Source organism: Mycolicibacterium tusciae (genome assembly GCF_002086795.1).
GTDB lineage: Bacteria > Actinomycetota > Actinomycetes > Mycobacteriales > Mycobacteriaceae > Mycobacterium > Mycobacterium tusciae.
The window spans coordinates 89,322-99,642 of record NZ_MVIM01000021.1 but is presented as its reverse complement, the minus strand read 5'-3'; the positions used below and the strand labels follow the sequence as shown (position 1 = coordinate 99,642).

9 protein-coding genes are annotated in these 10,321 nt (G+C 64.3%); 3 read left to right on the top strand and 6 right to left on the bottom strand.

Features of this window, described 5'->3' with window-relative positions; genetic code table 11:
• Positions 1 to 200: 200 nt before the first annotated feature.
• From BST47_RS26920 to BST47_RS26895, 6 genes are read right to left on the bottom strand one after another with little or no spacing between them, the layout of a single operon-like run.
• Entirely contained in the window at positions 201 to 1,496 is a 1,296-nt protein-coding gene (locus BST47_RS26920) for a DUF4032 domain-containing protein (protein WP_083128874.1), read from the bottom strand.
• Position 1,497: 1 nt separating this feature from the next.
• Positions 1,498 to 2,577, bottom strand: coding sequence for an ABC transporter ATP-binding protein (locus BST47_RS26915; RefSeq protein WP_083128873.1), 1,080 nt, complete (start codon positions 2,575 to 2,577; stop codon positions 1,498 to 1,500).
• 28 nt (positions 2,578 to 2,605) lie between these two features.
• A complete protein-coding gene (locus BST47_RS26910) occupies positions 2,606 to 3,475 on the bottom strand; it encodes a carbohydrate ABC transporter permease (protein WP_083128872.1) in 870 nt (289 codons plus the stop codon).
• Entirely contained in the window at positions 3,475 to 4,449 is a 975-nt protein-coding gene (locus BST47_RS26905) for a carbohydrate ABC transporter permease (protein ID WP_083128871.1), read from the bottom strand. Before BST47_RS26905 ends, BST47_RS26910 begins: the two co-directional genes overlap by 1 nt.
• The gene (locus tag BST47_RS26900; protein ID WP_107529104.1) at positions 4,449 to 5,813 is read right to left on the bottom strand and encodes an ABC transporter substrate-binding protein; all 1,365 of its coding nucleotides are present in this window, start codon (positions 5,811 to 5,813) and stop codon (positions 4,449 to 4,451) included. The genes BST47_RS26905 and BST47_RS26900 overlap by 1 nt, the downstream gene beginning before the upstream one ends.
• A gap of 19 nt (positions 5,814 to 5,832) precedes the next feature.
• Positions 5,833 to 6,855, bottom strand: a complete 1,023-nt coding sequence (locus tag BST47_RS26895) for a sugar-binding transcriptional regulator (RefSeq protein ID WP_207568708.1) — start codon at positions 6,853 to 6,855, stop codon at positions 5,833 to 5,835.
• Positions 6,856 to 6,970: 115 nt separating this feature from the next.
• On the opposite strand from BST47_RS26895, the gene BST47_RS26890 reads away from it, so the two are divergent.
• Genes BST47_RS26890 through BST47_RS26880 form a run of 3 tightly spaced genes read left to right on the top strand, consistent with a single transcriptional unit; the run spans position 6,971 to position 10,316 of the window.
• Positions 6,971 to 7,972: an NAD(P)-dependent alcohol dehydrogenase gene (locus BST47_RS26890; RefSeq protein ID WP_083128870.1), complete on the top strand. Its 1,002-nt coding sequence runs from the start codon at positions 6,971 to 6,973 to the stop codon at positions 7,970 to 7,972.
• Positions 7,969 to 9,357, top strand: coding sequence for a mannitol dehydrogenase family protein (locus BST47_RS26885; protein ID WP_083128869.1), 1,389 nt, complete (start codon positions 7,969 to 7,971; stop codon positions 9,355 to 9,357). Before BST47_RS26890 ends, BST47_RS26885 begins: the two co-directional genes overlap by 4 nt.
• Positions 9,354 to 10,316: a carbohydrate kinase family protein gene (locus BST47_RS26880; protein WP_083128868.1), complete on the top strand. Its 963-nt coding sequence runs from the start codon at positions 9,354 to 9,356 to the stop codon at positions 10,314 to 10,316. The genes BST47_RS26885 and BST47_RS26880 overlap by 4 nt, the downstream gene beginning before the upstream one ends.
• Positions 10,317 to 10,321 lie beyond the last annotated feature (5 nt).

Below are 10,321 nucleotides of genomic sequence, written 5' to 3'. Positions count from 1 at the left end.
TCGTCATCTGACACTCCTTCTGACATGCCGCCAGTCTTAACCCGACGAACATGACAAGAAGTTTGAGTCAGTGGAGCACTCATGTCTCGAACATAGGTTCGAACTCTAAGAACTCTCTAGAAAATTTCCGAAGAGATCTCTAAGAACCTAAAGCGTTGTCATGCAATCGAATTCGAGCGACATTGTCGCTCGAATGTCGCTCAATCGTCGTCGATCGCCAGCACCTCAAAAGGCTCCGTCGGCGTCTCGGCGACCGCCACCTTTGCCGCCGAGTCAGTGGGGATCACGTCCCCATGTAGCGCGGCGAGCGCTGCGTTGGTGCCCACATCGTGACCCGCCCGTTCGCTCAGCAGCCAGCGGACTTCGAGCAGATCGCAGTACGCCTGGATCGGGGTGCCCTTGTTGCCGACGACGTCGTGGGCCAGCCGCTCGTACGGGGTCAACACTTCGATGACCCACAACCTTGCGGCGGTGCGCTCGTCGACTTCGTGGCCCTCCTCCCGGCACAACTGCGCCTGATACGCGAGCAGATCGCCAAGCAAGATCTGGGCCTGCCCCTCGCCCACATCCAGTCCCGCGAGCTCCTGCAGACGTTGCGCATGGTAGCGCCGATCACCCACAGCAACACGGAGTTTGAGCTTGCCCGCCTCGATCGGCTGCAGCGACACTTCGTCGACCGCGAAGCCGAGGTCGTTCAGTTTCCGCACCGTCCCCTCGACGCGGTAGCGATCGGTGAACCCGAAGACGGGCTCGGCGTGCAGTGCGTCCCACAGCATGTCATAGCGAGCCCTGGTGTCCTGGACCTCGGAGATCAGCACGTCCTCCAGGGCCGTCTGTCCAAGCCGCTCGGCAAGGTCGACCATTCCCATCGCGACGTTCTCGACCATGATGTCGAGGTCGTGCTCGCGTTGTCCCCTACTCAAACTCGGGTGGACTTCCGAGGTTTCAGCGTCGACCAGCCACGCCTGCAGCAGCTGCCCGTCGCGGGAGAACAATGTGTTCGCCAGCGAGCAGTCACCCCAGAACACACCGTGCCGGTGCAGTTCCACCAGAAGACCGGCCATTCCGTCCAGCAGCCGCGCACGATGTTTCGGTTGGTCCGGCGGCAGCCGCATGAACAACCGGCGATACTGCCAAGACCCTTCGAGATAGCGGGTAACCAGGATCGCGGTGTCGAATTCGGGCTGCACCACCACACCGGCGGGACGCACCGCGGGCAGGCCCATCTCCTCGAGCCGCCGCAGGATGCCGTACTCTTTGGCCGCGATCCGCGGCGGCATGTCCTTGACCGCCCACAGCGCACCGTCGGCGTCGACGAACTTCACCAGGTGACGGCTGGGCCCCACCGCGATGTCGCGCAACGGAACGTCGGGAACCGTCCAGTCGTGAAGCGGCCGGTCCCACGGGAGCCCCAGCAGACCGGGAGTCGGTGCCCGGAGCCGGAACTGGGTTAATCCCCGGTCGCTCCGCTCCTGCCCGCCGGACGGCGCACGCATGCTAATTCAGGCGCTCACCAGACTCGGGGTCGAACAGATGCACCGCGCCTTCGGGGTTCTTACGCAGTCGCACCGTGTCGGCCAGCCTGGGCGCCGTGCGTGGGTTGCACCGCGCGACGAGTTCCACGCCCGAACCTGCGTGCGTGTACACATACGCCTCACTGCCGAGATCCTCGACCAGGTCGACCACGACCTCGACGCCGTCGGACTCGGAGATCTCGAGCTGTTCGGGCCGGATACCGAAAGTGACCTCCGATAGGCCCGCGTCGCTCAGCTTGGTCAGATCGTCACGCTCGAGTTCCAATACGGAATCACCGATCTTGACGCCTTCGGCCGCGACGGGCAGCGTCACGAGGTTCATTGCGGGTGAACCGATGAAGCCTGCGACGAAGGCGTTGGCCGGCCGGTCATAGAGCTCGTTCGGCGATGCGAACTGCTGCAGCTTGCCGAACCGCAGTACGGCAACCCGGTCGCCCATCGTCATCGCCTCGACCTGATCGTGCGTGACGTAGACGGTGGTGGTGCCCAGACGCCTTTGCAGCGCCGCGATCTGGGTGCGCGTTTGCACCCGGAGTTTGGCGTCGAGATTCGACAGCGGCTCGTCCATGCAAAACACTTGTGGCTCACGCACGATGGCGCGGCCCATCGCGACGCGCTGCCGCTGACCGCCGGACAGCTTGGCCGGTTTGCGGTCCAGGAACTCGGTCAGATCCAGGATCTTCGCCGCTTCCTCGACCTTCTTGCGACGCTCGTCGGCGGACACGCCGCGCAGCTTCAGCGCGAAACCCATGTTCTCGGCGACGGTCTTGTTCGGGTACAGCGCGTAGTTCTGGAACACCATCGCGATATCGCGGTCCTTGGACGGCACGCCGACCATGTTCTTGCCGCCGATCTCGATGTGGCCCTCGTCGATGTCCTCGAGTCCGGCGAGCATGCGCAGCGCGGTGCTCTTGCCCGAACCCGAAGGACCGACCAGCACGACGAACTCGCCGTCGGAGATGTCGAGGTTGAGCGAGTCCACCGCGAGCTTGTCGGAGCCCGGGTAGATGCACGACGCGTTCTTGTAGGTGATCGATGCCATTGATCTTCTCCTGGTTGCTTTTTGACGGTTACTTGATCGCGCCGAACGAAAGTCCGCGCACCAGCTTGTTCTGGGCGACCCACCCGCACAGGACCACGGGAAGCGCAGCCATGGTTGCGGCCGCCGACAACACGGCCCAGTACTGACCCTGACCGGCGATGAAGCCGACCAGGTACACCGGCATGGTCTGAGCGTTAACCGCGGTCAGGTTCACCGCGAAGAAGAACTCGTTCCAGGCGAAAATCACACAGATCAGCGCGGTAGCGGCGATGCCGGGCGAGACCAGCGGCAAGATGACCTCGCGCACCGACCGCCACAGGCTTGCGCCATCCAGGCTGGCCGCCTCGAGCAGTTCACCGGGCACCTCCAGGAAGAATGACCTCATCATCCACACCGCGATCGGCAGGTTCATCGCCGTGTAGAGAATGACCAGCGCCCAGATGTTGTCCAGCAGACCGATGTTGGAAACGATCACGTACAGCGGCAGGATCACCGCGACGATCGGCAGCATCTTGGTGCTCATGAAGAAGAACAGTGCGTCCTGCGTCTTTTTCACCGGACGCAACGACAGCGCGAACGCGGCAGGCACACCGAGTAGCAATACCAACAGCGTCGAGATCCCGGTGGCGAACAGCGAGTTCAAAAAAGCCGGGCCGATACCCTGTTCGAATACCGCGTTGAATTGGTCCAGCGTAGGGGTGAAGAAGAGCTTAGGCGGACTCGTCGCCGCATCGGCCTCGGATTTGAAGGCGGTCAACACCATCCAGAAAACCGGGAAGAAGAAGCCGAGTCCAACGATCCATGCCACTACACCCCATGGGCTGAACTTCCGGGACTTCTTCTTTGACGGTGCGGCCGAAGTCGCGGTGGCCGTGTCCTTCTCAATTGTCGTCGTCATCAGGCTGCCTCTTCCTTGCCGGTGAACGATTTGAAGATCAGTCGAAGCGCGAAGTTCGCGATGATGATCGTGAAGATCACCACCACCACACCCATCGCCGCGGCCTCGCCCATGTCGAAGCCGAGGAACGCGCGCTGATAGATGTAGAACGGCAGGTTCGCACTGGCGATACCCGGACCACCCTGGGTCAACATGTAGATGGTGTCGAAGGTGTTGACCAGATAGATCGCGCCGAGCACCACGCCCAACTCGATGAAGCGTCGAAGGTGGGACAGCGTCAACTCGCGGAAGAGTTGGAACGCGCCCGCACCGTCGACTCGACCGGCCTCCAGGATGTCGCGAGGCATCGACTGGAGGCCGGCGAGGATCAACAACATCATGAACGGCGTCCACTGCCAGATCAGGACAACCATCACCATGGTGAGCGGGAACTGGCCGATCCAGTCGACCGGCCCTATGCCCACCAGCGACAGCAGCCAGTTGAGGATGCCGTTTGTGGCGTCGAGGATGGTGGTCTTCCAGATCAATGCTGCCGCAACGGGTGTGACGAGAAACGGCGTTATCAACAGGGTTCGGACCACGCCGCGTCCGAGAAATGCCCTGTCCAAGAGCAACGCGAGTAACAGGCCGAAGAACGCCGAGATCAATACCACGACGACGATGAGAATGACGGTGTTGAGGGCGACCGACCAGAATTGGCTGTCCTTGGCGACGGCGATGTAGTTCTGCAGGCCGACGAACTGCCGTGAGCCGGGACGCACCAGGTTCCACGACAGTGTCGAGTAGTAGAGCGTGAGCAGGAACGGGATCTGCGTGACGGCGATCATGAAGATCAGGGCGGGAAGCAACGGCCCGCGCCGCCGCCAACCCTCGGCGCGGCTCACGCCGACGTCTTGGGCCTCCCGAATTTTTCGAACTCTCTCGGCCACGGCCCTTTCGTCGGCCTCGGCCGCGGCATCAGCGGTAACGGTCATCACTTCTCCTGATATGTGCGGCCGACGACTTCGGCGTATTCCTGTGATTGTGCGAGCGCGTCTTCGACCGACTTCTGTCCGGCGATTGCGGCGCTGATCTGCTGGCTCACTCTCGTCCCGAGATCCTGGAACTCGGGGATCCCGACGAACTGCACGCCGGTGTAAGGAACAGGTTTCACCGTCGGGTCATTCGGCGTCGCGTTCCTGATCGACTGCAACGTCAATGGGCCGTATGCCTTCGAAATCGCCTCGTATTCCGGCAATTCCGTGTAGGTCGACGTCCTGCTACCCGGTGGCACGCGTGCCCAGCCGAGTTTCTCGCCAACCATTCTCAGGTATTCCTTGCTGGTCATCCATGAGATGAACTTCCACGCGCCGTCGGGGTTCTTCGCTCCCTTCGGAATTCCCAGCGACCAGGTGTAGAGCCACCCCGAGTTCGGCTTGACGACGATGGGGGCGGGCAGGTAACCGATCTTGCCCTGCAGTTCCGGATAGGACTTTGGGTCCTCGAGTACCGAAACGGCCGACGTCGCGTCGTACCACATGGCCGTCTGGCCCTGACCGAACAGGTTGGCGCACTCCTGGAATCCCGTCGACGACGCTCCGAGTTCGCCCGCGCTGTTGAGTGTGTCGACATAGAAGTTGACAGCTTCCTTCACCTCGGGGCTGTCCAGCCGCGCGTTCCACTGCTCGTCGAACCACCGGCCACCGAACGTGTTGATCACGGTGTCCAGTGGCGCCAGCACCTCACCCCAACCCGGCTTGCCGCGCAGGCATATCCCCGCCCGGTCGTCGGTCTTCAACTTTCTCGCCCAGTCGGCGACCTCTTGCCACTGCGGCTGGTAGTTCGGGTCCTGGTTGACCTCGATGCCGGCCTGTTCGAACAAATCCTTGCGGTACATCAGAAACGACGACTCGCCATAGAACGGCACCGAGTACATGTCGCCCTCATACGACAGCGACTCCCGCAGCGACGGGATGAAGTCGTCGGGGTCGTATCCCGGCGTGTTCTCGATGTAGTCCGACAGGTTCACCAGCCAGCCGTCGCGCGCCCATTGCGGGGTTTCGAAGTTGCTGATCATGACCACGTCGAATTCGCTGCCGCCCATCGCGGCCGACATGGTGATCTTGGCGCGCGCCTGGTTCTCCGACAGCGTGACGAACTTCAGCTTCGTGCCCGGATTCTTCTTCTCGAAATCCGACGACAGCTGTTGGGCATCCGTCATCTGAGAATTGGACACCAGCGCGATCGTCACCTGATCACCCGAGGCACCAAGGCTGCCCGCGCCGGAACAGCCGACGGCCGTCAGCGTCAACCCCGCCACGGCGGTCAATGCAGCCCATCGCTTGAGCGCTTTCACCATCACATCACCTTTCGCTGGATCATGCTTGGGCCAGTAGCCAACGGGCACAATCGATGTCACAGACCAGTAGCCTGGCCAGATTTCCGCGTAGTGCGCCGAGCGTGGCGGGATACTTGGTGACGCCGCTGGAGATCAGCAGCGTCTTCTGGCAGCGGCGGATGTCCTCGAGCGGGACGGAGACCGCGCGCTGCTGCAGTTCGGTGTCCACGGGCGCGCCGTCGGCGTCGAAGAAGCGTCCGCCGATCTCCCCCACGGCGCCCAGCGAGATCAGCTCGTCGAGCATGCGGGTGTCCAGATAACTGCCTTCGAACAGCGTCGTGGAGGTCGAAACCGCGCCCACGCCGAATACCATGACGTCGGCACGCCTGCCCGCCTCGAGCGTCCGCGAGATCACCGAGTCGCTGCGCATCGATGCGACGGTCGAAGGATCAGCATAGAGGGGGGCGGGCAGCCGGATCGCGCTGGCGCGCAACACGTCTGCGCACCGGCTGAGGATCAGCTCGGTACCGGTCTGGTAGGCCGCGGTGGACATGGCGCCGTCCAGCTGCACCACGGCCCGGCAGCTGGCGACGCCGGGCAGCAGCCCGGTGGCCACCGCGACCTGCTCTGGGCCCCAGGTGAATCCGAGGACATCCTCCGGCGAGAGCCGGCGCATCAGCAGTGCGGCCGCGGCGCGACCCACGCTCGCGTACGCGGCCGGACGCCCGGGCGCTCCGACGTCGACACCGTGTCCGGCCACCACGGCCTCGGTGAGGCCGAAGCAGCGTTCGAGCTCGCGCTCCTCGTCGGCGTGCAGGTTGTCACGCAGATCCGGCGGTACGACGACTTCGATTCGCACGAGGCCTTTGGCCTTCGCCCTGGCCACCAACCGGCCCGCGGTGGGGCGTGAGACGCCGAGACGGGCCGCGATCTCGGCCTGCGTCAGGCCGTCGAGGTAGTACAGCGTTGCCGCGCGCAGCGCGAGCCGAAGGTCCTCGGGCGCCCCGGCACGACTCTGCGCAGCCGGCCTGGCGACCTCACCGTTCGACGTCGAAGCGGTCACGTAATGCGCCCCACTTTCCCTCAACCGTGTGAGCATTTGCTCAGGGGTGCGAGTAGATGCTCATAACGCTAACATGTTGAGTGTGACGCACACAACACTTTCGCCTGATACCCGGATGCGGACCGCTGTACTCATCGAGCCGGGCCGCATCGAAATGGAGCAGCGACCGGTACCGACGCCGCGGGCCGGTGATGTGCTGATACAGGTCTCGTCGGTGGGTGTCTGCGGCTCGGACACGCATTACTACCGGCATGGCCGGGTGGGTGGCTTCGTCGTGGAAAAGCCCCTGGTCCTCGGACACGAGGCGGCGGGCACCATCGTCGGCGTCGGCGATTCGGTCGACCCGTCGCGTATCGGTCAGCGGGTATCGATCGAACCGCAGCGGCCCGACCCCGACAGCGACGAGACGCGGCGCGGTCACTACAACCTGTGTCCGCATATGCAGTTTTTCGCCACCCCGCCGGTCGACGGCGCACTCTGCGAGTACGTGACCATCGGTGCGGAATTCGCGCACCCGGTACCGGACTCGATGTCCGACGATGCCGCGGCGCTGTGTGAACCGTTGTCCGTCGGCATCGCCGCGATCCGCAAGGCCGAACTCGACGGTCGATCGCGAGTGCTCATCGCAGGCGCCGGACCCATCGGCATCGTGCTGACCCAGCTCGCCAGGGCCTATGGCGCAACGGAAATCGTCGTCAGCGATCCCGACCCGACCCGTCGCGACCGGGCCTTGGCGTTCGGCGCCACCACAACCGTGGACCCCACCGCCGGGAGCAATGACGATCTGGCGGTCGACGCATTCATCGATGCGTCCGGTGCCGCGGCTGCCGTCGCCGCCGGCATCCACGCCGTACGTCCCGCGGGACGGATCGTCCTCGTCGGTTCAGGAGCCGAATCCATGGAACTGCCCACGCAGTTGATCCAGAATCGTGAGCTGGTGCTGACGGGGGTGTTCCGGTACGCCAACACGTGGCCGACGGCGATCGCGCTGGTGGAATCCGGGCGCGTCGACCTCGACGCCATGGTGACCGCCCGCTTCCCCCTGGAGAAGGCCGCCGAGGCACTGGACTCAGACCGGATCCCGGGTAGCGTCAAGTCGGTGGTGACGGTGTCATGACAGTCAGCAGGCCTAGCTATGATCGCCACGAGATCAGCGTGGGCATAGTGCATTTCGGGGTCGGCGGCTTCCACCGCGCCCACCAGGCGATGTACATCGACCGGCTTCTCGAGATGGGCCTCGCCAAAGACTGGGGGATCTGCGGCGTCGGTGTCATGGCGGCCGACCGCAAGATGGCCGACGTGATGGCCGCGCAGGACGGGCTGTACACGCTGCTGCTCGAGAACCCCGACGGCACTCGCACTGCGCGGGTGATCGGATCGATCATCGACTATCGATACGCGCCCGACGATCCCGAGTCGGTGATCGAACTGCTCGCCGCACCCAGCACCCGCATCATCTCGCTGACCATCACCGAGGGCGGTTACAACATCGACGGGGCGGGACCCGAAAGCGTATTCGGTCTCGTCGCGGAGGCGCTGGCACGTCGGCGCGACCGCGGCATCGCCTCACCGACGATCGTGTCGTGCGACAACATCGAGGGCAACGGTGACGTCGCCCGGCATGCGTTCACCACCTACGCCGACCGTGTCCACCCCGGCCTCGGCGAGTGGATGACCGCGCACACCACGTTCCCGAACTCGATGGTGGACCGCATCACCCCGGTCACGACACCCGACGTGATCGCCACCGTCAAGGACGAATTCGGCGTCGACGACCAGTGGCCGGTGGTCGCGGAACCATTCACCTCATGGGTGCTCGAAGACGACTTCTCCGTTGGTCGTCCGCCGTTGGAGAAGGTCGACGTGCTGATGGTCGACGACGTCACGCCGTACGAGTTGATGAAGCTGCGGTTGCTCAACGCCAGCCACCAAAGTCTGTGCTACTTCGCATATCTGGCGGGATACCGGCTGGTGCACGATGCCGCGGGTGATCCGCTGTTCGCCGAGTTCCTGATGTCGTACATGGACGAGGAAGCCACCCCGACGCTGAAGCCGGTGCCTGGTATCGACCTGCCGGACTACAAACGGACACTGATCGAGCGGTTCGCCAATCCTGGTGTCAAGGACACGATTGCGCGGCTGTGCTACGGCTCGTCCGACCGTATCCCCAAATGGCTGCTTCCGGTGATCAGGGAGAACCTGAGAACGGATGCACCGATTCGGCTGTCCGCCGCCACCGTGGCCAGCTGGGCGCGGTACGCCGAAGGTGTCGACGAGCAGGGTGAGCCGATCGACGTTCAAGACCAACTGGCCGATACCCTTGTCCCGCTGGCGAAGTCGCAACGAACGAACCCGACTGCGTTCATCGAGAACGCTGAGGTGTTCGGCGACCTCGCCAACGATTCGCGGTTCGTCGAGGCCTATGTATGGGCACTGGAATCGCTGCACCGCGACGGAGCGCGGGCAACGCTCGAAACGTTGCTTCGCAAGGATTCGCGATGAGAGCGCTGGTGATCGGCGAGGCGCTGATCGACATCGTCGAGCGAGCATCCACCAGCGCGCGAGACGCCGTCCCGACCGAGCACGTCGGGGGTAGCCCGCTCAACGTGGCGGTGGGGTTGGCTCGGCTGGGTCGGGGAGTCGACTTCCTCACCCACATCGGCGACGATGCGCGCGGAAGACGAATCGCCGAGTACGTCGAAAGCTCTGGAGTACAACTCGTTTCGGGCAGTATGTCCGCCGACCACACCCCGACCGCCGTCGCCACGCTCGACAAAGACGGTTCGGCGCAGTACACCTTCGACATCGACTGGCAGCTTGCGGGCACTCCGGAGGTCACACCGCCGCTCGTCGCGCACACGGGATCGATCGCGAGCTGGCACGAGCCGGGCTGCCGGGCAACCGCGGCACTACTGGATGCGTACCACCCGTCGGCAACGATCACCTTCGATCCCAACGTGCGGCCGGCGCTGATCGAAGACGGTGACGCCACGAGGGGCCGCATCGACCGGCTCCTCGAGAAGTGCGACGTGGTCAAGGCCAGCGATGAGGACCTGCGCTGGATTGGCCCGAATCGCTCGGCCAAACAGATCGCCCGGACGTGGCTGACCCTGGGCCCGTCGATCGTCGCGGTGACGATGGGCGATCGCGGCGCCTTCGCGATGTGCGACGCGGGTACGGCGCGGATCGCCGCCCTCCCGGTCGACGTCGTCGACACCGTGGGCGCCGGCGATGCGTTCATGACCGGGCTGATCGATGCGCTGTGGGAGTTGAATCTGCTGGGCGCCGAAAGACGCCACGACCTGCGCGCCATCGGTCTCGATGCGCTCAACTCGGTAGTTGCGACGGCAGCGCTCTCGTCGGCGCTGACCGTGGGCCGTGCCGGTGCCGACCTCCCCGATCGCGCAACACGTGAGGCTGCAGCGGCGAGCTCCGGCCCGCGGCCGCCCCGACCCGGCTAACGTGG